Raw genomic sequence first — 25,400 nt, 5'->3', positions numbered from 1 at the left:
GGGACAGGGAACCCTACTTGAGCGAAGCGCCGGAGGCCTTCACCGCGGCGGCCCACTTGCCGCTCTCCTCCTTCATGAAGGTCGCGAATTCGGCGGGCGTGCTGTTGACCACGTCGCCGCCGAGCTGCTCGATGCGGCGGCGCATGTCCGGCTCCGCGACGATCTTCGACACGTCGGCGTAGATCTTCTCCACCAGCTCCGGCTTGATCTTCGCCGGCGCCAGCAGGCCGAACCAGGTGGCGGCCTCGAAGTCCTTGACGCCGGCCTCGGCGAAGGTCGGCACCTGCGGCAGCGCGCCGAGGCGACGGTTGTGGGCGACGGCGATCGCCTTCACCTTGCCGCTCTCGATGAGCGGAATGACGGCAGTGGCGGTGGCGAGCATCATCTGCACCTGCCCGCCCATGAGATCGGTGAGGGCCGGCGCATCGCCCTTGTAGGGCACGTGGGTGATGCCGCTCTTGGTCGCGATCTTGAACAGCTCGCCGGAGAGATGCTGCGCGGTGCCGATGCCCGGGGAGGCATAGTTCACCTTGTCCCCCTCCTTGGCCAGCCAGGCGAGGAACTCGGCCATGTTGGAAGCCGGCACCTGCGGGCTGACAACCAGAACCAGCGGCACCTTGGTGATGAGGGTGATGGGCGCGAAGTCCTTCAGCGCGTCGAAGGTCAGGCCGGGATAGAGGTGCCCCGAAATCGTGTGGGCAGAGGTCGTCATGTACAGCAGGTAGCCGTCCCCCGGCGCCTGCGCCACGGTCCGGGCGGCGATGGTGGTGCCGGCACCCGCGCGATTGTCCACCACGACCGCCTGGCCCCACGCCCCGGTGAGCTTTTCGGCCACGGCACGGGCCACGACGTCAGTGGCGCCGCCGGCAGCATAGGGCACGATCATCGTCACCGGCCGTGTCGGGTAGGTCTCCGCCGATGCGGGGCCGGCGAGGGCGATGCAACTGGCGAGGCAGCCGGCGACGGCAGCCATCATGCTTCGGAACGACATGTTTCCTCCTGAGCCGCTCTGCGCGGCCTTTTTGTTCTGTTAGACAGAATAGTTATTCTTTTTTATAACCGTCGCGAATTCGGGCCGGCACGTCAAGGGGTCGCTTGACGTGGACGGGAAACGCGCGCAGAAATCTGCGCACGACTGTATACAATAGAATGCAGCCATGACCGGGCGTATGGCGAGACGGGTGGAGGAGCGGATGACGCGAGAGGGAGCCGAGGCGCAGACGGCAGCTGAAGCCTCCGCCGTGCTGGGCCGGCGCTGGGATGTGCTGGTGGTGGGCGGGGGCAACGCGGCCCTCTGCGCCGCCATCGCCGCGCGGCGGGACGGCGCGTCGGTTCTGGTGCTGGAAATGGCGCCGCGCTTCTACCGCGGCGGCAACACGCGCCACACCCGCAACATGCGCTGCGCCCACGACACCGCCACCGACACCCTGACCGGCCCCTACACCGAGGATGAGTTCTGGGACGACCTCAAGCGCGTCACCCAGGGCCATACGGACGAGGAACTGGCCCGCTTCATGATCGCCCAGTCCAAGGACATGCTGGGCTGGATCACCGAGCAGGGCGTGCGGTTCCAGCCCTCCCTCGGCGGCACGCTGAGCCTCGGGCGCACCAATTCCTTCTTCCTCGGCGGCGGCCGCTCCATGCTGAACGCCCTCTACCAGACCGCGGAGCGGCTGGGGGTTGAGGTGCTGTACGACGCCGAGGTGGTGGACCTCGACATCGCCGACGGCTTCTTCCTCGGCGCCCAGGTGAAGCATGGCGGGCAGCGCCACATGGTGCGCGCGGGGGCTCTGGTGGCGGCCGCCGGCGGGTTCGAGGCCAACATCGACTGGCTCAAGGAATATTGGGGGCCGCCGGCGGAGAACTTCCTCATCCGCGGCACGCCCTACAACCGCGGCACCATGCTGCGGATGTTGCTGGACAAGGGCGTGAAGCCGGTGGGCGATCCCACCCAGTGCCACGCGGTGGCCATCGATGCGCGCGCCCCCAAGTTCGACGGCGGCATCATCACCCGGCTCGACTGCGTCGTGTTCGGCATCGTGATGAACAACAAGGCCGAGCGCTTCTACGACGAGGGCGAGGACTTCTGGCCCAAGCGCTACGCCATCTGGGGCCGGCTCGTGGCCCAGCAGCCGGACCAGATCGCCTACATCGTGTTCGACGCCAAGTCGCTCACCTCCTTCATGCCCTCGCTCTACCCGCCCATCAGCGCGGCGACGCCGGAGGAGCTGGCGGGCAAGCTCGGGCTCGATCCGCAGGCATTCGCCGCCACAGTCGCGAACTTCAATGCGTCCATCGTGCCCGGCGGCAGCTTCGACCACACCGTGCTGGACGACTGCCGCACGGAAGGCCTTACCCCGCCCAAGACCCACTGGGCGCGGCCCATCGATACCGCGCCGTTCTATGCCTATCCGGTGCGCCCCGGCATCACCTTCACCTATCTCGGCGTGCGCGTGGACCGTGAGGCACGGATGCAGATGGCGGACGGCTCAGCGGCGGCCAACATGTTCGCCGCGGGCGAGATCATGGCCGGCAACGTGCTCGGCCGCGGCTATGCGGCCGGCATCGGCATGACCATCGGCAGCGTGTTCGGCCGCTGCGCCGGCACCGGAGCGGCCCGCAGTGTGCGCAACTAGCCGGAGCGCCTCAGTCGAGCTGCAACAGCGACAGCCGCGCCTCCTGCGCGCGCTGGATGTGCAGCCGCGCCGCACGCTCGGCCGCGTCCGGATCTCGGGCGGCGATGGCGGCGACGATGGCGGCATGTTCGCTCACCGCCAGCGGCCCGCGCTCGGCCAGCTGGAAGGTGGTGCCCGGCAGCAGGGCCAGGGCATCGCTCAGCTCATCCAGCATCCGCACGAGGTAGCGGTTGTGGGCGGCGTCCACGATGGCCGAATGGAAGCGGCGGTTCAGCTCCGCCAGCCGGCTCGCATCACCGAACGCCGTCTCGAAGGCGGACGAGAGGCGATCGAGCATGGCGATTTCGCTCGGTGCGGCATGCTGGGCGGCGAAGCGGGCGGCCGAGCCCTCCAGCACCTCGCGCATGGCGTAGAGTTCGAGCGTCTGGGGACGGGAGATGGTGGCCACCACGAGCCCGGCCGGCGTCGCCTCGATCAGCCCGCGCGCGGTGAGCCGCGCCAGCGCCTCGCGCACCGGCGTGCGGCTGACGCCCAGCGCACGCGCCACCTGCTCCTCGCGCACGCGCTCGCCGCGCCTGAGGGCACCAGCCCGGATATCCTCCTTCAGGCGCTCGTAGACGCGCTGTGCGCGGGAGAGGCCATCGTCTCCTCCAGCCGTCGCGTCCGCCATTGCGCTCCTCCCCGCTTTCCGGCGCGCTCCGCGCGCTGGTCCCTCAAGGGAGTACGGCTGTGCGCAGCTGTATGCAAGACAACTCACACAACAAGGAAGAATTCCAGATGAACGCGCACAGCTCGCCGCTGGAAGAAGCGGCCCGGCTCATGACGGTCTGCAATTCGTGCCGCTATTGCGAGGGCCTGTGCGCCGTGTTTCCGGCCATGGAGATGCGTCGCGCGTTCTCGGCCGGGGATCTCAACTACCTGTCCAACCTCTGCCACTCCTGCGGCGCGTGCTATTTCGACTGCCAGTTCTCGCCGCCGCACGAGTTCAATGTGAACGTGCCGCGCACGCTCGCCGAGGTGCGCAACGATTCCTACGCCCATTATGCCTGGCCGCGCCCGCTGGCCGGCCTGTTCCGGCGCAACGGACTCGTCATCGCCCTCATCACGGCGGCATCGGTGGCCGCCTTCCTCGGCGGCTTCATGGCCTTCAATGACCCGGCCGTGATGTTCGGCGCCCATGCGGGGCCGGGCGCCTTCTTCCGCCTCATGCCGCACAATGCCATGGTGGCGCTGTTCGGCGGCGTGTTCATCTATGCCCTTCTGGCCCTGTTCATGGGGCTGCGCGCCTTCTGGCGGGACATGGAGAACGGCAAGCCCCTGCCGCCCGATGCGCCCTCCCTCTGGCAGGCCATGAAGGACGCCGGCCAGCTGCGCTATCTCGATGGCGGCGGCGTCGGTTGCATGAATGCGGACGAGAAGCCCACCGACAACCGCCGGCTGTTCCACCATTTCACCTTCTACGGCTTCGCTTTGTGCTTCGCCGCGACCTCGGTGGCGACGCTCTATCACTACCTGCTCGGCCGCATGTCGCCCTATCCGTGGTGGGATCTGCCGGTGGTGCTCGGCACCGTCGGCGGCATCGGCCTCGTGATCGGACCGGCCGGCCTGTTCATGGCCAAGAAGGCGCGCGATCCCATGATGATGGACGACACGCGCCGGGGCATGGACGCGGCCTTCCTCGCCATGCTCTTCGGCACCGCGCTCACCGGCCTTGCGCTTCTTGTCGTGCGTGCGACGCCGGCCATGGGAATCATGCTGGCCATTCACCTCGGCTTCGTGTTCGGCTTCTTCCTGACCATGCCCTACGGCAAGTTCGTCCACGGCCTTTACCGCTTCGCCGCGCTGGTGCGCTACGCCAAGGAGCGGCAGCAGGAAGCCCACGCCACGGGGGAGTGAAGCGGCTCAGCGGCGGGGGCGCCCGCCCTCCCCCGCCCCACTGGATGCGAAGCATGCGATCGACGTTGCGGTGGCAGACCTTGGCGCCACCTCATCGCCGATCGGGGCAGCCTCGATGAAGTCGCACGCGCCCACTATCCATCGCGAAACTGCGGCGCGCGCTTCTCGACGAATGCGGCCATGCCCTCCTTCTGATCCTGGGTAGCGAAGAGGGCGTGGAAGGTCCGGCGCTCGAACAGAAGCCCCTCGGACAGCGAGGTCTCGAAGGCACGGTTGACGGCTTCCTTGATCGCCATCGTGCTGATGCGGGATTTGGTGGCGATCCCCTCCGCCACGGCCTGGGCTTCGGCGAGCAGCGCCGATGCCGGGACGACGCGTGAAACAAGCCCCAGACGTTCCGCCTCCGCGGCGTCCATCATCCGGCCGGTCAAACAGAGATCCATAGTCTTTGCCTTGCCGATGGCGCGCGCGAGGCGCTGGGTGCCGCCCGCACCGGGCATCACGCCGATCTTCACCTCCGGCAGGGCGAACCGCGCCGTTTCGGCCGCGATGATGACATCGCACATCATCATGATCTCGCAGCCCCCGCCGAGGGCATAGCCGGCCACAGCGGCGACCAGAGGCTTGCGCAGGTGCGCGATCGCATCCCAGGAGGCGAGGAAGTCCTCGAGGAAGGTCTCGGGATAACTGCGCCCCGCCGCCTCCTTTATATCCGCTCCGGCGGCGAAGGCGCGGTCCGAGCCGGTGAGAACCACGCAGCCGATGCCGGGATCGGCACCGAACCCGGCGAGGGCGCGCACAATCTCGCCCACCATCGCCGCGTTCAGGGCATTGAGCGCGTCCGGCCGATCCAGCGTGATCCAGCCCACCCGGCCGGCGACGCGGGTCTGAATGAAGTCGTATGCCATCGGTTTTTCCATCATTTGCGGTCCGCCCCGATCTGCGCGCGGAAGTCCCGCCAGATGTCGGGGAACCGGTCAGAGAAGCTGGCGGCGACCGGCGCGACGGCCTCCCGCCAGGGCTTGAGATCGGTCACAGTGACGATGGCGGCGCCTTTGGCGGCCATGTCCTTGAGGATGGCCGCGTCGTCCGCCTCCATGCGCGCCCAGCCTTCGGTGATGTTGGCGCGGGCCGCCGCGAGCAGCGCGTCGCGATCGGCGGTGGAGAGGCGATCGATCGCGTCCTTCCGCGCCACCAGCACGTAAGTGATCATCATCAGCCCCGGCGCATGGGTGGCCTTGGGCGCGGTCATACCGAGCTGCGAGGTCCAGGCGCCGGGCGAGGTGAAGACCCCGTCGAGGGCGCCACGCTCGAATGCGGGCTTCATCTCGGGGATGGGCAGCACCACAGGGTCCGCCGAGAGGCGCCGCATGATGTCCTCGTAGGTGCCGGCCCCGGCCACGCGGATCTTCAGTCCCTTGAGGTCCGCCGGGGTCGCGGCGCGCTTGTCGCGGAAGACGAAGAGCTGGTCGGCGCCGCGCATCAGGCCGATCACCCGCAGGTCCTGCTTCTGCGCGAGCGTATCGAGGAGGTCCACCACCCCGCGGCGCGCCGCCGGCTGGGCCATGGCGGTGTCGTCGAGCGCGAAGGGCAGGTTGACGAAACCGAAGCGCGGATCGAGGCGCTCCAGATTGGCCGCATTGACGAAGGTGAGTTCCGCCTTTCCGGCCTTCAATGCCTCGATGGAGGCGAACCCCGGATAGATGGTGCCGCCGGGATTGGCGGCGATCGTCAGCCGGCCCGAACTCGTCCGGGCCACATCCTCCGCCATGGCCGTGAAATAGGGCACGCGCGGATGATTGGTCGGGATGTCGAAGACGAGCCTCAGCTCCTCCGCCGTGGCGACGGCGGGAAGCGCGGCGAGGGGCGCGAGCGTCATCATCGCCGCCCCGACAAGGCGGCCGACAGTCGTGGTCATGGGTGTGTTCCTCCGGTCTTTGCGCGCGTTGGTGCGCGTCGTTCATCCGCGGCGCGGATTTCAGTAGGGCAGCGGCCAGCGGCGCAGGCGGTCCTTCGCCTTGACGGCGAGGCGGGCGAGGCCGTTCGGCTCGATGATGAGGAAGGCGACGATGAGCGCGCCGAAGATCATCAGCTCCAGATTGGCCAGAACGTCCGGCTTCAGGGCCTCGCCGAACAAGCTCGCGGCGTTGGCGATGGCCACGGGCAGGAGCACGATGAAGGCCGCGCCCAGGAAGGAGCCGAGGATGGAGCCGAGGCCTCCGATGATGACCATGAACAGGATCTGGAACGAGCGATGCAGCGAGAAGGCCTCGATCTCCACGTTGCCGAGATAGAGGAATGCCCACAGCGCGCCGGCCACCCCGCAATAGAAGCCGGAGACCGCGAACGCGGTGAGCTTGGCGCGGGTGGTGTCGACCCCCGTCAGTTCCGCGGCCGTCTCGTGGTCGCGCACCGCCATCAGGGCGCGGCCGGCGGAGGAGCGGATGAGGTTCTTCGCCACGACGGCAAGGGCGACGACCGTCACGAAGGCGACGAGGTAGCGCGACGGCACGGACGAGAAGCCGAAGCCGAATAAAAAGAGCGTCGGGGTGGAGACGACGCCGGAGGGGGTGTTCAGCACCAGCCACGGAATGTGGGTGCAGATCCATTCGATGAAGAACTGGGCGGCGAGCGTCGCCACCGCCACGTAGAAGCCGCGGATGCGCAGGCTCAACAGGCCGAAGGCGAGCCCCACGGCGCCCGCCACCATCCCCGCCAGCACGAAGGAAACCGGGAACGGCAGCCACGGCAGGCGGATGACGAGGTTCACCGCCGCATAGGCCCCGACCGCCATGAAGGCGCCCGAGCCCAGCGAGAGCTGGCCCGCATAGCCGGTGAGGATGTTAAGCCCGATCGCCGCGAGCGACAGAATGAGACAGGGCAGAAGGATGGAGCCGAGCCAGTAGGGTCCGGCCACGAAAGGCACCACGAGCGCCCCCGCGGCCACCAGGGCCACCACAGACCAGCGGTCGAGGGCCACGGGGAAGATGGCCTGCTCCTCGCCATAGGACGTCTTCAGCGCGCCGGCGTCACTGTGGAACATGGCTCAGACCCTCGCGATGCGCGCCGCGCCGAACAGGCCGGCGGGGCGGATGAGCAGGACGGCGATGGCGAGGGCGTAGGGAAACCAGTTCTCGATGCCGCCGCCGACGAAGGGGCCGAGATAGATCTCGGCGAGCTTCTCGCTGACGCCGATGACGAGCCCCGCCACGATGGCACCGGCGATGGAGTTGAAGCCGCCCAGGATCATCACCGGCAGCGCCTTGAGCGCCACCAGTGTCAGCGCGAACTGCACGCCGAGCCGCGCGCCCCAGACGAGGCCCGCGACGAGCGCGATGAAGCCAGCGGCGCCCCACACCACGGCCCAGATGAAGCCCAGCGGCACGCCCGCAACCTGCGCCGCCTGGGTGTCGTCGGCCACCGCCCGCAGCGCGCGCCCGACCTTGGTGTAGGAGAAGAAGGCGGAAAGCACCGCCACCAGCACCGCGGCCATGAGCGCGGCGGAGAGGTCGAACTGCGAGATGAGGATGCCGCCGATCTCGATGGGCTCGTCGGAGATGCCGAGGTCGAGACCGCGCACCTTGGTGCCCCAGATGAGCTGGGCGAAGCCCTCCAGGAAGATGGAGAGGCCGATGGTGGCCATGAACAGGATCATGTGGTCCTGCCCCACGAGGGGGCGCAGCACCGTGCGCTCGATGGCCACCGCCAGCGCCAGCATGGCGGCGAGCGCGAGGAGAAAGGCGGCCCACATGGGCAGGCCGAACTCCAGGAAGCCGACGAAGGTGAGCGCGGCGAACAGCACCATGGCGCCCTGGGCGAAGTTGAACACGCCCGAGGCCTTGAAGATGAGCACGAATCCCAAGGCCACCAGCGTGTACATCACGCCCGACAGGAGGCCGCCCACCACCACTTCGAGAAAGAAGGAAAAGTCGCCCATGGTGTTCTCCCTCAGGCGGCTTCGCCGAGGGCGGCGGAGCCGAGATAGGCGGCGATGACTTGGGGATCGGCACGAACCTCGTCGGGCGTGCCATCGGCGATCTTGCGGCCGTAATTGAGGACCGTGACGCGGTCGGACAGGCCCATCACCACACCGATGTCGTGCTCGATGATGAGGATGGTGGTGCCGAAGCTCTCGTTGACCCGGCGGATGAAGCCGCACATGTCGCGCTTCTCCTCGTGGGTCATGCCCGCCATGGGCTCGTCGAGCAGCAGCAGCTTCGGCTCGGTGGCGAGCGCGCGGGCCAGTTCCACCCGCTTCTGGATGCCGTAGGGCAGGCTGGCCACCGGCGCCTTGCGCAGATGCTCCAGCTCCAGGAAGGCGAGGATGCGCTCCGCCGCCTCCCGCTCGCGCCGCTCTTCCGCCGATGTGGAGGGCAGGCGCAGAAGCTTGCCGAGCAGCGAGCCCTCGAAGAGCGCGGCGCGGCCCACCAGCACGTTGTCGATCACGTTCATGCCCTTGAACAGGGAAACGTGCTGGAAGGTGCGGCCGATGCCCGAGCGTGCGGCAAAGGCCGGGCGCATGCGGGCGCGTTCCTTGCCAGCAAAAGTGATGGTTCCCGAGCGCGGGTGATAGACGCCGTTGATGACGTTGAGCAGCGAGGTCTTCCCCGCCCCGTTCGGCCCGATGATGGAGAGGATTTCTCCTTCATGGATGGCGAGGGACACGTCGGTGAGCGCCTTCACCCCGCCGAAGGCGACGGCGACGCCGCTGACTTGCATGAGCACGGGTCCGCGCGAGCGGGCTGAGCGTTCACTCGGCCTTGCCTGCGTCTCGCGTCCAACCGGCGCGAACGGGGCGTCGCGCACTTCGCCTTCCAGCGTCAGCTCCTGCGGACCGAAGCCATCGGCGGCGAGGTCGAAGGCGTGGACGGCAAGGGACGTTCCAGGGAATTCCGCGGCCAGCCGTGCATTCACCCGCTCCACCGCGGCCGATGCCCGGCTCTTTGCGGTGGCGGTGTCCTCCGCGTCAGCAGCAGACGGCGCGAGCGCGATCCGGGCGCTGAGGCCGCCGGGAACGCGGGTGACGCGGGCGCGATCAATGACGGCCTCGCCCCGGAGCACGGCTTCCACGTGCCTCAGCAGATGGGCATCGTCGGCCGGGGTGCCGGCGCGGGACTGGGGGCTGCCGTCATCGGCGAGGGCAAGGTCCGCGTCGAGCGGCACACCGTAGGCCGCGAGGCGGCGGACGGTGGTCGGGTCCAGGATGCCGGAGGTGACAAACGCCAGACGACAGGCGCCGACGCCGAGGGTGTTGCGCAGCGGCGCTCCGAAGGCGAGCCCAGTGCCCGGCAGGGCCCTCTCCCCTGCCCGCGCGAGGGCGCGCACCAGTGGCCCGCCGGCGGACAGGCGAACGCCGGCGTCCCTCACCAGAAGCTCGAACACGCGCGCCGGCGCGGCCAGCACGGTGGGCGCCACTTCCCTCAGATCGTTGGGGAAACTCGCCGGCCCCTCCACGCAATGGACAGAGCAGCCCGAGAGAAGCGGCTGCACAAGGCTGCCGGCGGCGTCGGCAATGCCCGAAACGGGCAGAAACGCCATGAGCCGGTCGGAGGAAGAAAGCTGCAGCCGGGACACGACCGCCGCGCCGGCGTCGAGGAGGCACCGGTGGGTGAGTGCCAGCGGGCGGGGCGTTCCGTCCAAGCCGGCGGTGTGGAGAATGAGAGCGGTTCGGTTCCCTTCGACCGTGGCGGCCCGCCAGGTGTACCAGGCCACGGCCTCGTCCTGCGCGGCCTCCGGCGATGGCGCGCATTCGTCGAGACGCAGCACGGTGGCGGGCGAGCCGCTGGCAGCCCGCCACGCGCGGGCGGCCTCCTCATTCTCGCAGAGGACGTGGGTGGGGTCGGCCGCCGGCGCGCCGAAGCGGCGCAGGAATTCCGGGCCCACCGGCATCACCGCTGCGCCGAGCCCTTGGGCGGCGAGGGCGGCGGCGTAGAGCTCCGGCCGGTTCTCGGCGACGATCACCAGCAGGCCTTCGCCGGCGAGGCCGGCGCCATCCAGCAGGCGGGCCATGGCGGCGGTGCGGGCGAGATAATCGGCGAACGTCCAGGTGCGCCAGATGCCGCCGACCTTGTGGCGCAAGGCCGGGCGCGCGGCATGGCGCCGGGCGGTGGCGATCAGGGCGCCGGGCAGCGTGTCCGCGGCGCCAGGATCGGCCCGTTCCGCGGCACCGGAGGCATGGTCGAAGGCGCGGTTCATGGCAGGAGGAATCCCTTCGTCCATGGAGGATCAGGAGAGCCAGCGCGGGCGACGGCGGGCGGCAAGGCTCGCCCCATCCGCTTCGGCGGAGGCATCGAGCCCGAGATAGGAGGCACGGATTTCGGGATCGGCGGCGAGCGCGCGCGCCGGCCCCTCGCGCACCACCCGGCCGCCCTCCACGAGATAGCCGTAGGTGGCGTAGCGCAGCGCCACGGCGGCGTTCTGCTCGGCGAGGAGGAAGGTCACCCCGGCTTCGGCATTCAGCTGCTGCATGATGGAGAAGATCTCCTCCACCAGCAGCGGCGCGAGGCCCATGGAGGGCTCGTCGAGCAGGATCATGCGCGGCCGGGCCATGAGGGCGCGGCCGATGACGCACATCTGCTGCTCGCCGCCGGAGAGGAGGCCGGCCGGCTGATGCCGCCGCTCCTTCAGGCGGGGGAAGGTGGCGTAGACGCGTTCGAGACTCTCGGCGACCGCCCCGTCGCTGCGGGAGTAGGCACCGACCTTCAGATTGTACTCGACCGACAGGGTGGGGAAGGCATGGCGGCCCTCCATCACCAGGGAAAGGCCACGGCGGGCGAGGTCGGATGGGTCGAGCCCGTCGATGCGCGCGCCGTCATAGTGGATGGCGCCCTTCGTCACCTCGCCGCGCTCGGAACGCAGGAGGTTGGCGATGGCCTTCATGGTGGTGGTCTTGCCCGCCCCGTTGGCGCCCAGCAGGGCGACGATGCCGCCCCGCGGGACGCTGAGCGTGAGGCCGCGCAGCACGAGGGCCAGACGGGAATACATCACCTCGATGCCGGCGACGGACAGCAAGGGGCCTTGCGCGCTCATGGCGTGCTTCTCCCAAGGGATGGCTCGGGCGCCGGGCGGGCTTGGCAGCCCGGCGCGCGGCAGGTCACGGATCAGGGCTGAACGGGGCCTGCGAGGTCAGTTCGTCTCGCCGGCGCAGTCGCGGGGCGTGATACCCTTTTCCTTGGCGAACTGGGCGGCGGACGCCTCGATGAGCGGCCGGACCATGGACTGGTCGGACTTGATCCAGTCGGAGATCATCACCCACTTGGCGCCGTCCCATTGCTGGAAGCGGATGGCGCCGTCGCCCTCGTGGTCGGCGCAGGTGACCTTGATCTCCGGCATCAGGCCCTCGAGGCCGAGCTGCTTGATGCGCTCGCTGGTCATCACCAGATGCTCGAGCCCCCAGCGCACCTCGTCACCAGTGAGCGGACGGTTGCCGAACTTCTTCATGGCGGTGCGCATGGCTTCCGTCACCGCCACGCCGTGAAGCACGCCGCGGACATAGTAGACCGAGCCGATGCGGTTCTCCTCCACATTGCCCTGGCCCTTGGCGTAGACGTATTTCTTGATGTCCTCGAACACCGGATAGTTTGGCCCGGTGGCGTGGAACTGGGCGGTGATGAAGCCCTTGGCCGCGTCGCCGGCAGGCGTCACGTCCTCCTCCGAGCCCGACCACCACCAGCCGATGATGCGGTCGCGGGCGATGCCGGCGCGGGCGGCTTCCTTGATGCCGGTGGGCGTCGCTGCGCCCCAGCCGCGGAACAGCACCCAGTCCGGGCGATACTGGCGCACCTGCAGCCACACGGCGCGCTGGTCGAGACCGGGCGGGGTGATGGGGAAGGTTGTCACCTCGAAGCCATAGCGCTTGGCCTGGGCGTCGAGGATGGCCTGGGTCTCGCGGCCGGCGGCGAAGTCCATCACCACATTGGCGATCTTCTTGCCCTTCAGCTTCTCCAGCCCACCCTCGCGCTCGGCGATGTAGCGGATGGTGGCGGTGTTTTCGCTCCAGTAATTGGAGATGAGCGGGAAGAAATAGGGGAAGACCCGGCCATCGGAGGAATCGGTGCGGCCGTAGCCGATGGTGACGGAGGGAATCTTGTCCGCCGTCATGCGGTCGATGAGGGCATAGACGCCGCCCGTGCCGGAGGGCGTGAAGGCCGCGGCGCCGGTCGGCCCCTTCGCCTTCTGGCGCTCGTAGCATTCGATCATGCGGTCGGGCTGGTAGCCGGTCTCGCACTCCTCATAGACGAGCTTTACGCCGTTCACGCCGCCGTCGCGGGCGTTCACCAGCGCCAGATAGTCCGCATAGGCACCGTAGATGCCCGAGCCGCCCGGCGCGTAGGGGCCGGTGCGATAGATGGCGATGGGCACGAACTGCTCCATCGCTGCACCGCCTGTGGCCGCAGGTGCCGCCGTCTGGGCGGCCGCCGGCACGGCGAAACCAAGCGTCGCGACGAGGGCAAGGAGACAGGCCGGCGCGACGGATTTCCGGCGCCGCGGGCTGAAGCATTGAGGCATGGCGTCATCCTCCAGGCCGGAATTCTGGTCCGGCATCTTTATCTGATGATCGGACCATAAAACCAAAAACGCGGCGACGTCAATCTCCGGATGGAGACGACGGAATTTCTAATCAAAACATTGATTATCATATAAAATATCGCAATTCCCACCACCTAGAGTGCGCGGCTAACGGAAAATTTCCGCTTGACCGCACGATTTCAGTCGGACAATTTTAGTCCGACAAAAAGAGGCAATGCGTCCATGGTCGAGGCTGTTCATGTGCTGGAAGGCGGGGGCACCGCAGAGGGGGACGTCGGCGCGTCCGTGCTGGACCTGGCTGCGCCCGCCGGTGTCGCCCTGCGCAGCGCGGCCGAGAGCCGGGGGCTCGACTGGGCGGCGATCGGGCGTCATCTGGAGGCCCACGGCATTGGTCTCGATCCCGCCTTCGTGCCCCGTCAGTTCACAGGCGGCCTCGCCAACCTGAACTTTCTCGTGCGCGTGTCGGACGGCTGGGCCGTGCTGCGGCGTCCGCCCGATGGCCCCCTGCCCCCGGGCGCGCACGACATGGCGCGCGAGCACCGCATCCTTTCACATCTCTGGCGGGAGCTGCCGCTCGCCCCGCGCAGCCTGCATCTGTGTGCCGACGCAAGCATTGCAGGCGCACCATTCCAGGTGATGGAGTTTCGCCCCGGCATCGCCCTGCGGGGTGACAGCCTGGCGCCCTTCCCGGTAACCGCCGCCACCGGCGCGGACCTCTCGCACAAGCTGGTCGAGACGTTGGCTGCCATCCACGCGGTGGACCCGGCCCGGATCGGCCTGTCCGATCTCGGCCGCCCCGCCGGCTTCTTCGCCCGCACCGCCGCGGGCTGGATCGGCCGCGCCGAACGGGTGGCGCGGGGCGCGCTCTCCCCGGCCGCCCGCGCCGTCGCCGGCTGGCTCGCCGCCGCACAGGTGCGGGACGCATCGGCGCCGACCCTTCTCCACAATGATTTCAAGCTCGACAACGTGCTGCTGGATCCCGCCACCCGCGCCCCTGTCGCCGTGGTGGACTGGGACATGGGCACCCGTGGCGACCCGCTATTCGACCTCGCGACGCTGCTCAGCTACTGGACGGAGGCCGGCGACCCGCCGTGCATGCACGAGCTGGCGCAGATGCCCACGGCCCGCCCCGGCTTCCTGACGCGGGCCGAGGCGGCGGACGCCTATGCCCGCGCCACCGGCCGCGACCTGTCCCAGCTCAAGGTCTACCGCGTGCTCACCATGCTGAAGCTCGGCGTGGTGTTCCACCAGCTCCACGCGCGGCACCTCGCCGGCGAGACGGCGGACCCGCGCTATGCCGGCTTCGGCACACTCGCCGAGGCGCTGTTCGATTTCACCCTCGACATCATCAACGACAAGACCTTCTGAAGGCGAGGCCCATGGATTTCGCGCTCCCCCCCGATCTCGCCGCGCTGGAGGCCCGCACCGCGGCCTTCGTGCGCGAGGAGGTGCTGCCCTTCGAGGCCGACCCGCGCCGTACCGCCCACGGCCCCACCGACGATTTGCGCCGTGATCTGGTGGCGAAGGCGCGCGCGGCCGGGCTGCTGAGCCCGCATGTGCCGAAGGCCTGGGGCGGGCTCGGCCTCTCCCACCTCGGCAAGGCCGTGGTGTTCGAGGCGGCGGGCTATTCCATGCTTGGCCCCATCGCGCTTGCCATCGCCGCGCCGGATGAGAGCAACATGCACCTTCTCGCCGAAGTGGCGAGCGAAGCGCAGAAGGCCCGCTACCTCGCGCCCATGGCGGCGGGCGAGACACGCTCCTGCTTCCTGATGACCGAGCCGCACCCCGGCGCCGGAGCGGACCCGTCTCTACTCAAGACAACCGCGGTGAAGGACGGCGACCACTTCGTCATCAACGGCCTCAAATGGCTCATCACCGGGGCCGAAGGCGCGGCCTTCGCCATCATCATGGCGCGCACTATCGTGGATGGGCGGGACGTGGGCGCCACCATGTTCCTCGCCGATCTGCCGGCGGAAGGCGTGCGCATCGTGCGCGCGCTCGACACGCTGGACAGCTCCTTCACCGGGGGCCACGCGGAAGTGGCGCTGGAAAATCTGCGCGTTCCCACGTCCGACGTGCTCGGCGGCGTGGGCGAGGGCTTCCGCCACGCGCAGGCCCGGCTCGTGCCGGCGCGGCTCACACACTGCATGCGCTGGCTAGGCGCGGCGCGGCGCGCCCACGACATCGCCACAGAATATGCCGGCCGGCGCGAGGCGTTCGGCGGCACACTCCTGTCCCATGAGGGTGTCGGCTTCATGCTGGCCGACAACGAGATCGATCTCCACACCACCCGCCTCGCCATCCGCCACGCCGCCTGGCTGCTGGACCAGGGCGAAAAGGCGAACGTGGAAAGCTCCATGGTGAAGGTGTTCGCCTCGGAGGCCATCTTCCGCATCGTGGACCGGTCGCTCCAAGTGCTGGGCGGCCTCGGCATGACACGCGACACGGAGGTGGAGCGCATCTTCCGCGACGTGCGCGGTTTCCGCATCTATGACGGCCCGTCCGAGGTGCACCGCTGGAACATCGCGCGCCGGCTGGCCCGTGGCGCGGCCGTGAAAGCCCTGCCGGAAGGGAGGGCCGCGTGATGGGCCTCGCCCTTCCCCTGCCCCAGCCCGCGCCCATGCCCGGCCTTGCCGGCAAGATCGTCATCGTCACCGGCGGCGGGCGGGGCCTCGGCCGCGCCGTCGCGGAGGGCTTTGCCGCCGCCGGCGCCCATGTGGTGCTCACCGGCCGCAGCGCCGAGACGCTGGCCGAGGCGGCCGCCGCGATCGTCACGCAGGGCGGATCGGCCGAAGGCATCGCCGCCGACGTGGTCAGCGAGGCGGACGTGGAGGCGCTGGCCCGCGCGGTGGTGGAGCGCCACGGCCGCATCGACGTGCTCGTCAACAATGCCGGCATCAACCCCTGGTACAAGACGGCCGAGGACACGAGCCTCGCCGAGTGGCGGCAGGTGGTGGACACCAACCTCACCGGCGTGTTCCTCGCCGCCCGCGCGGCAGGCCGGGTGATGCTGGCCCAGGGCGAAGGCGCCATCGTCAACATCACCTCCGTCGCCGGCCGGGTGGGGCTGGCGCGCACCACTGCCTATTGCGCCGCCAAGGGCGGGGTGGAGCTGATGACCCGCCAGCTCGCGCTCGAATGGGCGAAGAAGGGCGTGCGGGTGAATGCCGTCGGCCCCGGCTATTTCGAAACCGAGCTCACCGAGGGCATGCGCCAGAACCCCAAGCTCTCTGAGCGTGTCACCGGCCGCACGCCCATGGGCCGCTTCGGCCATCCGCAGGAGCTGGTCGGCGCCTGCCTGTTCCTCGCCTCGCCTGCGGCCTCCTACATCACCGGCGCCTCGCTGGCGGTGGACGGCGGCTGGACCGCCGCCTGATCCGAAAGACCACAGATGAACGCCCTCACGCCCACATCCGCGCCGAGCTCCACCCCCTTGGCGCTCGCCGGCCTCAAGGTGCTGGACCTCACCCGCCTGCTGCCGGGCGCCTTCTGCTCGCTGATGCTGGCCGACCTCGGCGCCGACGTGCTCAAGATCGAGCAGCCGGAGGGCGGCGACTACAACCGCACGTTCCCGCCGCTGAACCGGGCGGAATCCGGCTCCTTCCTGCTGCTCAACCGCAACAAGAAGAGCCTGACGCTGAACCTCAAGTCGGAAGATGGCCGGGCCATCCTCCTCAAGCTGGTGAAGGATGTGGACGTGCTGCTGGAGGGCTTCCGCCCCGGCGTCATGGACCGCCTCGGCCTCGGCTATGACACGCTCGCCGAGATCAATCCGCGCCTCGTCTATTGCGCCATCTCCGGCTACGGGCAGGACGGGCCGAGCCGGCTCAAGCCGGGGCACGACCTCAATTACCTCGCCGAAGCCGGCGCGCTGCAACTGTTCGGCAAGGCGGGGGAAGGCCCCATCGTGCCGGGGCTCTCCATCGCCGACGTGGGCGGCGGCTCGCTGATGGCCTCCACGGGCATCCTCGCCGCGCTGCTGGCGCGGGCGACCACCGGGCGCGGTCAGTTCGTGGACGTGTCCATGCATGACGGCGCCATGTCCTGGCTGTCCCTGCACGGCGCCGATCATCTCTTTGCCGGCATCGAGCCGAAGGGCGGCGAGCGGCCCTTCATCGGTCAGGCGCCCTGCTACAACGTCTACGCCTGCGCCGACGGGAAGCATGTGGCGCTGGGCCTCATCGAGACGCATTTCTGGCACCGCTTCTGCGACGCCGTGGGCCTTCCCGCGCTGAAGGACGAGCAGTGGCCCGAGGGCGAGCGGGAAGCGGCGCAGAAGGCCACCCTTGCCGCCCTGTTCGCCCGCAAGGCGCGCGACGAATGGGTGGCGGAACTTGAAGCCGCCGACATTCCCTTCGGCCCCGTCTTCTCCATGGAGGAGGCCTTCGCCGATCCCCACGCCCGCCACCGGCAGATGCTGATGTCCATGGAGCATCCGGTGGAGGGCACCATTCCCCAGCTCGGCTTTCCGGTGAAGTATTCCGGCACCCCCTGCGCCCTGCGTTCGCCGCCGCCCCTGCTCGGTGAGCACAATGGCGAGGTGCTGGCGGGCCTCGGCTATGCGCCCGAGGAGATCGCCGCGCTCAAGGCCAGCCGGGCGATCTGAGTAACGCTCAAGAGAGCACAATGCTCCGGGAGGAAACCATGGCCCCCAGCCAGATGGCGCCGACCAGAATGGCGCCCAACATGACCGACTATGCCGAGATGGTCCGCACCTTCCGATGGCAGGTGCCGGAGACGTTCAATTTCGGTGCCGACGTGGTGGATCATTTCGCCCGTACCGCCGACGGACCGGCCCTCATCTGGGCCAATGCGGCGGGGGAGGAACGGCGCTTCTCCTTCTCGGACATGGCGCGCCTCACCAGTCGCTTCGCTTCGGCGCTGGCGGCGAGGGGCATCCGGAAAGGGGACCGGGTGCTGGTGATGCTGCCGCGCATTCCCGAATGGCAGGTGGCCATGGTGGGCTGCCTGAAGCTCGGGGCGGTGCCCATTCCGTCAATCGAGATGCTCACCCCCAAGGACATCGCATATCGCGTGCGCCATGCCGGCGTGCGGGCCGTGGTGGCCCGGGCCGAACATGCGGGAAAGTTCGCGGATGTGATGGACGAGGTGCCGGTGCGCCTCGCGCTGACAGGTCCCATTGGCGGCGCGCCCGGCTTCGAGCCGCTGGAGGAGGCGCTGGCCTCCGGCGACGCGGCCTTCGTGCCGGTGACCGTCAGGGTCGATGACCCTGCCGTCCTCTATTACACCTCCGGCTCCACGGGGCAGCCGAAGGGCGTGCTGCATGCGTCGCGCGGACTCTACGCCTGGCGCGGCTCGGCCATTTGCTGGCTGGACCTTCGCCCGGGCGACACCATCTGGTGCACGGCCGACACCGGCTGGAGCAAGGCCGGCACCTCCATCCTGTTCGGCCCGTGGAGCTGCGGGGCCGCCAGCTTCTTCTACGACGGCCCGTTCGACCCCAAGGAGCGCCTGCGCCTGCTGGAGCGCTACGGCATCACCGTCTATTGCGCGCCGGGCACCGAGCTGTTCCGCGTGGTGGATGCCGGCGTCGCCGAGCACGACCTCTCGCGCCTGCGCCACGCCGTCTCCTCCGGCGAGACGCTCAATCCGGCGGTCGCGGCGCGCTGGCAGGCGGCGACAGGGGTCCCCATCCTCGAAGCCTACGGCCAGACCGAGACGCTGATGACGCTGCTCAACTATCCCAGCGTCGCCCCGCGCGAGGGCTCCATGGGCAAGCCGTTGCCGGGCCTCGATCTCGCAATCATCGACGGCGCGGGGAACCGCCTGCCGCCCGGCGTGGAAGGCGACATCGCCCTTCTCACCCCCAACCCGCAGTTGATGCTCGGCTATCTCGACGAGCCCGAGCGCACCGCCAGCGCCCATGTGGAGGGGCCGGAGGGGCGCTGGTTCGTCACCGGCGACCTCGGCATGGTGGATGCCGACGGCTATTTCTACCATCGTGGCCGCAATGACGACGTCATCAATTCCGCCGGATACCGCATCGGTCCCTCCGAGGTGGAGAACGCTTTGCTCGACCATCCGGCGGTGCAGGAATGCGCGGCGGTGGCGTCGCCCCATCCGGAGCGTGGCGAGATCGTGAAGGCCTTTGTCGTGCTCCGCCCCGGCTTCACCGGCGACGATGCGCTGGCGGCCGCCTTGCAGGATCACGTGAAGCGTGTCACCGCTCCCTACAAATATCCCCGCGCCATCGCGTTTCTCGGCGAGCTGCCGAAGACCATGACCGGGAAGGTGCAACGCAAGGTGCTGCGGGACCTGGAGAAGGCCCGCGCCGCCGAGAGGATGGTCCCTGATGTCGCTCGCGCTTGATCCGGTGCAGGTGGAGCCCGCCTTCCGTCTCGTCGCCCGCACCATCGAGGACAAGATCCTGGCCGGCGAGATCGCGCCGGGGGATCTGCTGCCCTCCGAGGCCGGGCTCGCCGAGAAGCTGGGCGTCAACCGCTCCACCATCCGCGAAGCCATCCGCGTGCTGGAGCAGAACGGCTTCGTCCGGCGCGAGGCGGGCCGGAAGAAGCTCTATGCCTCTATCCCCCAGTCCGGCGACATTTCCCGCCGGCTCACGGCGGCGATGGTGCTGCATCAGGTGACGTTCGAGGAATTGTGGGAGGCCATGTACGCGCTAGAACCCGCCGCCGCAGCCTCCGCCGCCCAGCGCAGCGATGCGGCCGACCTTGAGGATCTGGAGCGCAATCTCGAGGAGACGCGCAAGGCGCTGAAGGATTCCACCAGCCTCACCGCCCTCGACATCGAGTTCCACGATCTGGTTGCCCGCGCCACCCGCAACCGGGCCATCCAGATGGCGCGCCTGCCCATCTCCGAACTGTTCTATCCGCCCTTCCTGAAGGTGATGTCGCGCCTCAATGCCGGCGAGCGCCTGCTGGTGGCCCATGAGGCGATCTTCGCGGCGGTCCGCGATCACGACGAGAAGCGCGCACGGGACTGGATGGAGAAGCACATCCTGGACTTCAAGCGCGGCTACGAGCTCGCCAATCTCGACATGGCCACGCCCGTGGATATGCCCGAAAAATGAGTGCGCCCGCCCCCTCCCCCGCTGCTGCCCCGCGCGGCGCGCTTTCGGCCGAGGACGCCATCCGTTCGCGCCGCTCCATCCGCGCCTTCCTGCCGACGCCGGTCGGCGACGAGACCGTCGCGGCCATACTGGAGCTTGCGGCCCGCGCGCCCTCCGGCACCAACATCCAGCCATGGCAGGTGCTGGTGCTGCGGGGCGAACCGCTCGCGGCGCTGACGCGCGAACTCCACGCCCTCTCCCTCGCCGGCGATCCCGGCACGGAGGAATTTGCCTATTACCCGCGGCAGTGGCGCGAGCCCTATCTCTCCCGTCGCCGCAAGGTGGGGTGGGATCTCTATGGCACGCTTGGCATCGCCAAGGGCGACACCGAGCGGATGCGCCAGCAGCTCGCGCGCAACTTCCTGTTCTTTGACGCGCCCGTGGGCCTCATCTTCACCATCGACCGCGACCTGGAGCGGGGCTCCTGGCTCGACTACGGCATGTTCCTCCAGAACATCATGATCGCCGCGCGGGGGGTCGGCCTCGACACCTGCCCGCAGGCGGCCTTCAACGCCTATGGCGCGGTCATCGCGCGTCGCCTCGCCATTCCCGACACGCAGATGATCGTCTGCAGCATGGCGCTCGGTGTCGCCGATCCCGAGGCTCCGGAGAACACCTTCACCACGGTGCGAGAGCCTCTGGAGCACTTCGTGCGTTTCGTCGACCAGATCGCCTGAGCCGCACGCGCAATTTCATCCCCGATCGTTTCGCCCGTCCCGCCGCCGCGGGGCGATCGCCTGCGCATGTCACCTGCGCCCGTCACATGAATGGGGTCATCATGGATCTGAAGGACAAGGTTGCCATCGTCACCGGCGCCGCCTCCGGCCTCGGCAACGCCACCGCACGCCGCCTCGCCGGCCTCGGCGCCCGCCTTGCGGTGGTGGACCTGAAGGAGGCGGGCATGTCGGCCCTCGCGCAAGAGACCGGGGCGCTGGCCCTCGCCTGCGATGTGGCCGACGGCGCGGCATCCGAAGCCGCCTTTGCCCGGATCTTGTCGGAGCGCGGCCGTCCCCACCTGCTGGTGAACTGCGCCGGCATCGCCCCAGGCGCCCGGATCGTGGAAAAGGGCGGGCCGGGCTCCCTCGGCGAATTCGAGCGCATCGTCCGCGTCAATCTCACGGGCACCTACAACTGGCTCCGCCTCGCCGCCGCCGCCATGGTCGAGAACGCGCCGGATGACGAGGGCCAGCGCGGCGTCATCATCAACACCGCGTCGGTCGCGGCCTATGAAGGCCAGATCGGCCAGACGGCCTATGCGGCGGCGAAGGGCGGCGTTGCGTCCCTGACCCTGCCGGCTGCCCGCGAACTGGCGCGCCACGGCATCCGTGTCGCCGCCATCGCGCCCGGACTGTTCGGCACGCCCATGGTGGAGGCGATGACTCAGGAGGTGCAGGACCGCGTCTTCGAGGTCATCCCGTTCCCCAAGCGTCCCGGCCGGCCGGACGAATTCGCCCGCATGGTCCTCAGCATCGTCGCCAACCCCATGATCAACGGCTCTGTGCTCCGGCTGGATGCCGGCCTGAGGATGCAGGCGCGGTAACGTTTGAAGCGTTCGGCCAAACGCGAAGGGGCAGGCCAATTGCTGCCGCTCCCGTCACCCGGCGGCCCCTCTATCGCGGCGGCGCGCAACCGCACATGGCGTTGAGGCCGGCGGTGACGAACCGCACGAAATCCTCGAACAGCGCCGGATCGCCCGCCGTCGCCCGCCCGCCGGACAGGCGTTCGATGCGCTTGTCGGCCACGTACATCAGCAGGGCGCCCACGGCATATTCATAGGCCCAGAGCAGCCGGTCGTGCGGGCAACCGGGAAGCGCGATGGCCATGGCCTCCAGGAAGGCGCGGACCAGCGGATCATAGAAGCGCTCGATGGTCTCGGTGGCTTCCGGGCCGGGATCCCAGGCGGTGCGGGCGACCAGCAGGGAGAAGCTGTCGCCGCTCGCCGAATCGTGCAGCCGCACCACCGGCTCCGCCCACGCGGTGACAATCTCCGCCACCCGCCCTTCCCCGGGGCCACGCGCCCCGATCTCGCGGATGCGGGAGATGCGCTCGTCGAGATTGGCCTGTCGGTGGGCGAAGACGGTGGCGAGCAATTCCGGCTTGCGGCCGAAATAATAGCCCACCAACGCTACCGGCACGCCGGCGCGGGCGGCGATGTCGCGCACCGAGACCGCGGCATAGCCCCGCTCGGCAAAGAGGAATTCCGCGCTGGCGAGAATGTCCTGCCGGCGGTCCGGCCGCTGCGGATCGCCGGGCGCGATTGCCGAGCGGCGCGCGCCCTTTCCCCGTCCGGACGGCGAGGCGGAGCGCCTGGCGGAAGATGGCTTCTTTGTCGTCTCCATGGACCTTTTCTAGCGTTACCGGTGCATCCGCACCAGCCATGGCGTCACGCCGACTTGTACAATTGTACAATAACATATACGACTGTACAAAACGAAGCCTGCGCGATGGGCCGGGAGGACGAGACGCCGTGCCAAGATTCGTCGATATCTCCATTCCGCTGGAAAACGACGTACCCGCCGACCCGCCCTTCCAGCGGGTCCGCATCGACTATTCCGTCCACACGGAAACCGCCGCCACCCTGTGCGCCGCCTTCCCCGGATTGAAGCCCGAGCAACTGCCCGAGGGCATGGGCTGGGCGGTGGAGACGGCCCACATCTCCACCCACAACGGCACCCATGTGGATGCGCCCTGGCATTATCACCCCACCATGGACGGCGGTGCCCGCGCGATCACCATCGACGAGATCCCGCTCGACTGGTGCTTCCGCCCCGGCGTGAAGCTGGACTTCCGCCACCTGCCCAACGGCCATGTGGTGACACCCGCCGAGATCGACGCGGAACTCGCCCGCATCGGCCACACGCTGAGCCCCCTCGACATCGTGGTGGTGAACACCTCGGCCGGCGTCGCCTACGGCCAGCCCGACTATATAGACAAAGGCTGCGGCTTCGGCCGGGACGCCACCCTCCACCTCGTGAACCAGGGCGTGCGCGTGGTGGGCACGGACGGCTGGAGCTGGGACGCGCCCTTCTCCTTCACCGCCCGCCGCTTCGCCGAGACGGGCGATGCCTCCCTCATATGGGAAGGCCACAAGGCCGGGCGCGAGAAGGGCTACTGCCAGATCGAGAAGCTCCACAATCTCGAGGCGCTGCCTGCCACCGGCTTCACCATCAGCTGCTTCCCGGTGAAGGTGCGCGCCGCCTCCGCCGGCTGGACGCGGGCCGTCGCCATCCTTCCCGATTGAATGCTTTCCCAAACGCTTCCCAAAACGCTTCCCTGGCGGAGACATGTCTTGAGCAAGGTCATCATCACCTGCGCGGTGACGGGCGGCATCCACACGCCCACCATGTCCGACGCACTGCCCATCACGCCCAACGAGATTGCCGAGCAGGCCATCGCGGCCGCCGAGGCCGGCGCCGCCATCCTGCACCTGCACGCCCGCGATCCCAAGGACGGGCGGCCCACGCCGGATCCCGCCGTGTTCATGGAATTCCTGCCGCGCATCAAGCAGGCAACCGACGCGGTGATCAACATCACCACCGGCGGCGGCCTGAACATGACGGTGGAAGACCGCCTCGCCGCCCCGTTGAAGGCCGCGCCGGAAATGTGCTCGCTGAACATGGGCTCCATGAACTTCGCCCTGCACCCGCTGGCGAAGCGCTATTCCAACTGGAAATACGAGTGGGAGGAGCCCTACCTCACCGGCACGAAGGACTTCATCTTCCGCAACACGTTCGGCGACATCGAACGCATCTACAAGATGCTGGGCGAGGAGCACGGCACCAAGTTCGAGCATGAATGCTACGACGTGGGCCACCTCTACAATCTCGCCCATTGCCTCGATCAGGGCTGGTTCCGCCCGCCGGTGTTCCTGCAGCTGATCTTCGGCATTCTCGGCGGCATCGGGCCGGACATGGACAATCTGATGTTCATGAAGCGCACCGCCGACAAGCTCTTCGGCAAGGACTATCACTGGTCCGTGCTCGCCGCCGGCCGCCACCAGATGCCGTTCGCGACGCAGGCGGCGATGATGGGTGGCAACGTGCGCGTGGGGCTGGAGGACAGCCTGTTCATCGGCCGCGGCAAGCTCGCCTCCAGCAATGCCGAGCAGGTGGCGAAGATCCGCCGCATCCTGGAAGAACTTGGCCACGAGATCGCCACCCCGGACGAGGCTCGCGTCACCCTCGGCCTGAAGGGCGCCGACAAGGTAAGCTTCTGAAAACCTGAGGAACGCCATGGCCACGCCCAACCCCATCGACGGCTTTACGGTAGACCCCGCCGCCATCGCCTATGTGGGCGAGGGCCTGCAGCGTCCCGAATGCATCCTTGCCGAACGCGACGGCTCCCTGTGGAGCGCGGATGCGCGGGGCGGTGTGGTCCATATCCGCCCGGACGGCACCCAGAAGCTGATCGCGCAGAGCGAGGCGACGCATTTCGCCTCCGCCACCGACGAGGAGACGCGCTTCGTCTCCGGCACATTGCCCAACGGCCTCGCCTTCGCCAGCAACGGCGACATCCTGATCTCCAATTTCGGCACTGACCGGCTGGAGATCATGACCCGCGACGGCCAATCCCGCGTGCTCGCCGACACCATCGACGGCACGCCCATCGGCAAGGTCAATTTCGTGCTGCGCGACAGCCGCGACCGCATCTGGCTCACCATCTCCACCCGCATCAGGAACTGGATGCAGGCCATGAGCCCGAACGTCTCGGACGGCTATGTGGCGCTCTATGAGAACGACCACCTGCGCATCGTCGCGGACGGCTTCTGCTTCACCAACGAGATCCGCTTCGACGCCAACGAAGAATGGCTCTATGTGGTGGAGACGGGCGGCAAGCGGGTGACGCGCCTCAGGGCCCTGCCCAATGGCGATCTCGTGGACCGCGAGACCTTCGGCCCCTCCGACCATGGCGCCTTCATCGACGGCATCGCCTTCGACGCCCATGGCAACCTCTGGGGCACCCATGTGATGACGGACCGCATCTTCGCCATCACCCCGGACGGCGACCTGCGCATCATCCTCGACGACGACCACGGCAGCCCGGCCGGCAAGGTGCTGATGGCCGCCCTGGAGAAAGACGCCGTGACGCCGGAGCTGATGCTCGCCTGCGGCGGCACCATCGCGCCGTGGTTCGCCAGCGTGACCTTCGGCGGGCCGGACCTCAGGACCGTCTATGTGGGCAGCCTGCGCGGCACCCGCATTCCCTTCTTCCGCTCACCGGTGGCGGGCCTGCCCATGGTCCACTGGTGA

General features: G+C 68.7%; 23 protein-coding genes. 13 read left to right on the top strand and 10 right to left on the bottom strand.

Annotated features, from left to right (window positions below; genetic code table 11):
- Window positions 1–13 precede the first annotated feature (13 nt).
- Entirely contained in the window at window positions 14–991 is a 978-nt protein-coding gene (locus A37E_RS0116065) for a tripartite tricarboxylate transporter substrate binding protein (RefSeq protein WP_051679094.1), read from the bottom strand.
- A 253-nt stretch (window positions 992–1,244) separates the two neighbouring features.
- Here A37E_RS0116065 and tcuA point away from each other — a divergent pair, with 253 nt between their 5' ends.
- Window positions 1,245–2,636: an FAD-dependent tricarballylate dehydrogenase TcuA gene (gene tcuA, locus A37E_RS0116060; RefSeq protein WP_029557543.1), complete on the top strand. Its 1,392-nt coding sequence runs from the start codon at window positions 1,245–1,247 to the stop codon at window positions 2,634–2,636.
- Window positions 2,637–2,646: 10 nt separating this feature from the next.
- Here tcuA and A37E_RS0116055 read toward each other — a convergent pair whose 3' ends face one another.
- Window positions 2,647–3,306 (bottom strand): GntR family transcriptional regulator, encoded by a 660-nt coding sequence (locus A37E_RS0116055; RefSeq protein ID WP_024280072.1) that lies wholly within the window; start codon window positions 3,304–3,306, stop codon window positions 2,647–2,649.
- Window positions 3,307–3,413: 107 nt separating this feature from the next.
- Here A37E_RS0116055 and tcuB point away from each other — a divergent pair, with 107 nt between their 5' ends.
- A complete protein-coding gene (tcuB, locus tag A37E_RS0116050) occupies window positions 3,414–4,532 on the top strand; it encodes a tricarballylate utilization 4Fe-4S protein TcuB (protein WP_029557542.1) in 1,119 nt (372 codons plus the stop codon).
- Between the two features lie 134 nt (window positions 4,533–4,666).
- Here tcuB and A37E_RS0116045 read toward each other — a convergent pair whose 3' ends face one another.
- The 7 genes from A37E_RS0116045 to A37E_RS0116015 form a co-directional block, all read right to left on the bottom strand.
- A complete protein-coding gene (locus tag A37E_RS0116045; protein WP_029557541.1) occupies window positions 4,667–5,440 on the bottom strand; it encodes an enoyl-CoA hydratase in 774 nt (257 codons plus the stop codon).
- 11 nt (window positions 5,441–5,451) lie between these two features.
- A complete protein-coding gene (gene dctP / locus A37E_RS0116040; protein WP_029557540.1) occupies window positions 5,452–6,450 on the bottom strand; it encodes a TRAP transporter substrate-binding protein DctP in 999 nt (332 codons plus the stop codon).
- A 60-nt stretch (window positions 6,451–6,510) separates the two neighbouring features.
- Complete coding sequence (locus A37E_RS0116035) at window positions 6,511–7,575, bottom strand: branched-chain amino acid ABC transporter permease (RefSeq protein WP_029557539.1); 1,065 nt, start codon at window positions 7,573–7,575, stop codon at window positions 6,511–6,513.
- Window positions 7,576–7,578: 3 nt separating this feature from the next.
- Complete coding sequence (locus A37E_RS0116030) at window positions 7,579–8,469, bottom strand: branched-chain amino acid ABC transporter permease (RefSeq protein ID WP_029557538.1); 891 nt, start codon at window positions 8,467–8,469, stop codon at window positions 7,579–7,581.
- 11 nt (window positions 8,470–8,480) lie between these two features.
- Window positions 8,481–10,727, bottom strand: coding sequence for an ATP-binding cassette domain-containing protein (locus A37E_RS27715; RefSeq protein WP_197022999.1), 2,247 nt, complete (start codon window positions 10,725–10,727; stop codon window positions 8,481–8,483).
- A gap of 30 nt (window positions 10,728–10,757) precedes the next feature.
- The gene (locus tag A37E_RS0116020; RefSeq protein ID WP_038193225.1) at window positions 10,758–11,561 is read right to left on the bottom strand and encodes an ABC transporter ATP-binding protein; all 804 of its coding nucleotides are present in this window, start codon (window positions 11,559–11,561) and stop codon (window positions 10,758–10,760) included.
- A gap of 96 nt (window positions 11,562–11,657) precedes the next feature.
- The gene (locus A37E_RS0116015; RefSeq protein ID WP_029557535.1) at window positions 11,658–13,040 is read right to left on the bottom strand and encodes an ABC transporter substrate-binding protein; all 1,383 of its coding nucleotides are present in this window, start codon (window positions 13,038–13,040) and stop codon (window positions 11,658–11,660) included.
- Between the two features lie 243 nt (window positions 13,041–13,283).
- Between A37E_RS0116015 and A37E_RS0116010 the strand changes: the two genes are divergently transcribed.
- The 8 genes from A37E_RS0116010 to A37E_RS0115975 all read left to right on the top strand — a co-directional run bounded on the left by A37E_RS0116010 (window position 13,284) and on the right by A37E_RS0115975 (window position 21,691).
- The gene (locus tag A37E_RS0116010) at window positions 13,284–14,429 is read left to right on the top strand and encodes a phosphotransferase family protein (protein ID WP_081837638.1); all 1,146 of its coding nucleotides are present in this window, start codon (window positions 13,284–13,286) and stop codon (window positions 14,427–14,429) included.
- Window positions 14,430–14,440: 11 nt separating this feature from the next.
- Window positions 14,441–15,646 carry an acyl-CoA dehydrogenase family protein gene (locus A37E_RS0116005; RefSeq protein WP_029557533.1) on the top strand — a complete coding sequence of 402 codons (1,206 nt, stop codon included), beginning with the start codon at window positions 14,441–14,443 and terminating at the stop codon, window positions 15,644–15,646.
- On the top strand, window positions 15,646–16,437 hold the full coding sequence (locus A37E_RS0116000) for an SDR family NAD(P)-dependent oxidoreductase (protein WP_051679092.1): 792 nt from the start codon (window positions 15,646–15,648) through the stop codon (window positions 16,435–16,437). The genes A37E_RS0116005 and A37E_RS0116000 overlap by 1 nt, the downstream gene beginning before the upstream one ends.
- Before the next feature lie 15 nt (window positions 16,438–16,452).
- Window positions 16,453–17,667, top strand: coding sequence for a CaiB/BaiF CoA-transferase family protein (locus tag A37E_RS0115995; protein ID WP_156026345.1), 1,215 nt, complete (start codon window positions 16,453–16,455; stop codon window positions 17,665–17,667).
- A 38-nt stretch (window positions 17,668–17,705) separates the two neighbouring features.
- Window positions 17,706–19,391 carry an AMP-binding protein gene (locus tag A37E_RS0115990; protein ID WP_245279351.1) on the top strand — a complete coding sequence of 562 codons (1,686 nt, stop codon included), beginning with the start codon at window positions 17,706–17,708 and terminating at the stop codon, window positions 19,389–19,391.
- Entirely contained in the window at window positions 19,375–20,112 is a 738-nt protein-coding gene (locus tag A37E_RS0115985) for an FCD domain-containing protein (protein ID WP_024280086.1), read from the top strand. The genes A37E_RS0115990 and A37E_RS0115985 overlap by 17 nt, the downstream gene beginning before the upstream one ends.
- Window positions 20,109–20,828, top strand: a complete 720-nt coding sequence (locus tag A37E_RS0115980; RefSeq protein ID WP_029557529.1) for a nitroreductase — start codon at window positions 20,109–20,111, stop codon at window positions 20,826–20,828. Before A37E_RS0115985 ends, A37E_RS0115980 begins: the two co-directional genes overlap by 4 nt.
- A gap of 101 nt (window positions 20,829–20,929) precedes the next feature.
- Window positions 20,930–21,691 (top strand): SDR family NAD(P)-dependent oxidoreductase, encoded by a 762-nt coding sequence (locus A37E_RS0115975; protein WP_029557528.1) that lies wholly within the window; start codon window positions 20,930–20,932, stop codon window positions 21,689–21,691.
- 70 nt (window positions 21,692–21,761) lie between these two features.
- Here the strand turns inward: A37E_RS0115975 and A37E_RS0115970 are convergent, their stop codons facing one another.
- Window positions 21,762–22,490: a TetR/AcrR family transcriptional regulator gene (locus A37E_RS0115970; RefSeq protein WP_051679091.1), complete on the bottom strand. Its 729-nt coding sequence runs from the start codon at window positions 22,488–22,490 to the stop codon at window positions 21,762–21,764.
- 128 nt (window positions 22,491–22,618) lie between these two features.
- On the opposite strand from A37E_RS0115970, the gene A37E_RS0115965 reads away from it, so the two are divergent.
- The 3 genes from A37E_RS0115965 to A37E_RS0115955 are packed head-to-tail and all read left to right on the top strand — an operon-like array spanning window position 22,619 to window position 25,400.
- On the top strand, window positions 22,619–23,392 hold the full coding sequence (locus tag A37E_RS0115965) for a cyclase family protein (RefSeq protein ID WP_029557526.1): 774 nt from the start codon (window positions 22,619–22,621) through the stop codon (window positions 23,390–23,392).
- Window positions 23,393–24,367, top strand: a complete 975-nt coding sequence (locus tag A37E_RS0115960) for a 3-keto-5-aminohexanoate cleavage protein (protein ID WP_051679090.1) — start codon at window positions 23,393–23,395, stop codon at window positions 24,365–24,367.
- Between the two features lie 16 nt (window positions 24,368–24,383).
- Window positions 24,384–25,400, top strand: coding sequence for an SMP-30/gluconolactonase/LRE family protein (locus A37E_RS0115955; protein WP_029557524.1), 1,017 nt, complete (start codon window positions 24,384–24,386; stop codon window positions 25,398–25,400).

The sequence above is a fragment of the Xanthobacter sp. 91 genome, from assembly GCF_000702385.1.
Taxonomy (GTDB): Bacteria; Pseudomonadota; Alphaproteobacteria; order Rhizobiales; family Xanthobacteraceae; genus Xanthobacter; species Xanthobacter aminoxidans.
This window is presented reverse-complemented; position numbering and strand designations above follow the sequence as displayed.

Excerpts from the sequence above, each read along its gene's own strand:
- A37E_RS0115955 (WP_029557524.1), top strand. The coding sequence starts at position 24,384 with ATGGCCACGCCCAACCCCATCGACGGCTTTACGGTAGACCCCGCCGCC.
- A37E_RS27715 (WP_197022999.1), bottom strand. The coding sequence starts at position 10,727 with ATGAACCGCGCCTTCGACCATGCCTCCGGTGCCGCGGAACGGGCCGAT.
- A37E_RS0116000 (WP_051679092.1), top strand. The coding sequence starts at position 15,646 with ATGGGCCTCGCCCTTCCCCTGCCCCAGCCCGCGCCCATGCCCGGCCTT.
- A37E_RS0116015 (WP_029557535.1), bottom strand. The coding sequence starts at position 13,040 with ATGCCTCAATGCTTCAGCCCGCGGCGCCGGAAATCCGTCGCGCCGGCC.
- A37E_RS0116055 (WP_024280072.1), bottom strand. The coding sequence starts at position 3,306 with ATGGCGGACGCGACGGCTGGAGGAGACGATGGCCTCTCCCGCGCACAG.
- A37E_RS0116020 (WP_038193225.1), bottom strand. The coding sequence starts at position 11,561 with ATGAGCGCGCAAGGCCCCTTGCTGTCCGTCGCCGGCATCGAGGTGATG.
- tcuB (WP_029557542.1), top strand. The coding sequence starts at position 3,414 with ATGAACGCGCACAGCTCGCCGCTGGAAGAAGCGGCCCGGCTCATGACG.
- A37E_RS0115985 (WP_024280086.1), top strand. The coding sequence starts at position 19,375 with ATGTCGCTCGCGCTTGATCCGGTGCAGGTGGAGCCCGCCTTCCGTCTC.
- A37E_RS0116065 (WP_051679094.1), bottom strand. The coding sequence starts at position 991 with ATGTCGTTCCGAAGCATGATGGCTGCCGTCGCCGGCTGCCTCGCCAGT.
- A37E_RS0115980 (WP_029557529.1), top strand. The coding sequence starts at position 20,109 with ATGAGTGCGCCCGCCCCCTCCCCCGCTGCTGCCCCGCGCGGCGCGCTT.
- A37E_RS0115995 (WP_156026345.1), top strand. The coding sequence starts at position 16,453 with ATGAACGCCCTCACGCCCACATCCGCGCCGAGCTCCACCCCCTTGGCG.
- A37E_RS0115990 (WP_245279351.1), top strand. The coding sequence starts at position 17,706 with ATGGCCCCCAGCCAGATGGCGCCGACCAGAATGGCGCCCAACATGACC.
- A37E_RS0115970 (WP_051679091.1), bottom strand. The coding sequence starts at position 22,490 with ATGGAGACGACAAAGAAGCCATCTTCCGCCAGGCGCTCCGCCTCGCCG.
- dctP (WP_029557540.1), bottom strand. The coding sequence starts at position 6,450 with ATGACCACGACTGTCGGCCGCCTTGTCGGGGCGGCGATGATGACGCTC.
- A37E_RS0116035 (WP_029557539.1), bottom strand. The coding sequence starts at position 7,575 with ATGTTCCACAGTGACGCCGGCGCGCTGAAGACGTCCTATGGCGAGGAG.
- A37E_RS0115975 (WP_029557528.1), top strand. The coding sequence starts at position 20,930 with ATGGATCTGAAGGACAAGGTTGCCATCGTCACCGGCGCCGCCTCCGGC.
- A37E_RS0115960 (WP_051679090.1), top strand. The coding sequence starts at position 23,393 with ATGCTTTCCCAAACGCTTCCCAAAACGCTTCCCTGGCGGAGACATGTC.
- A37E_RS0116030 (WP_029557538.1), bottom strand. The coding sequence starts at position 8,469 with ATGGGCGACTTTTCCTTCTTTCTCGAAGTGGTGGTGGGCGGCCTCCTG.
- A37E_RS0116005 (WP_029557533.1), top strand. The coding sequence starts at position 14,441 with ATGGATTTCGCGCTCCCCCCCGATCTCGCCGCGCTGGAGGCCCGCACC.
- A37E_RS0116045 (WP_029557541.1), bottom strand. The coding sequence starts at position 5,440 with ATGGCATACGACTTCATTCAGACCCGCGTCGCCGGCCGGGTGGGCTGG.
- A37E_RS0116010 (WP_081837638.1), top strand. The coding sequence starts at position 13,284 with ATGGTCGAGGCTGTTCATGTGCTGGAAGGCGGGGGCACCGCAGAGGGG.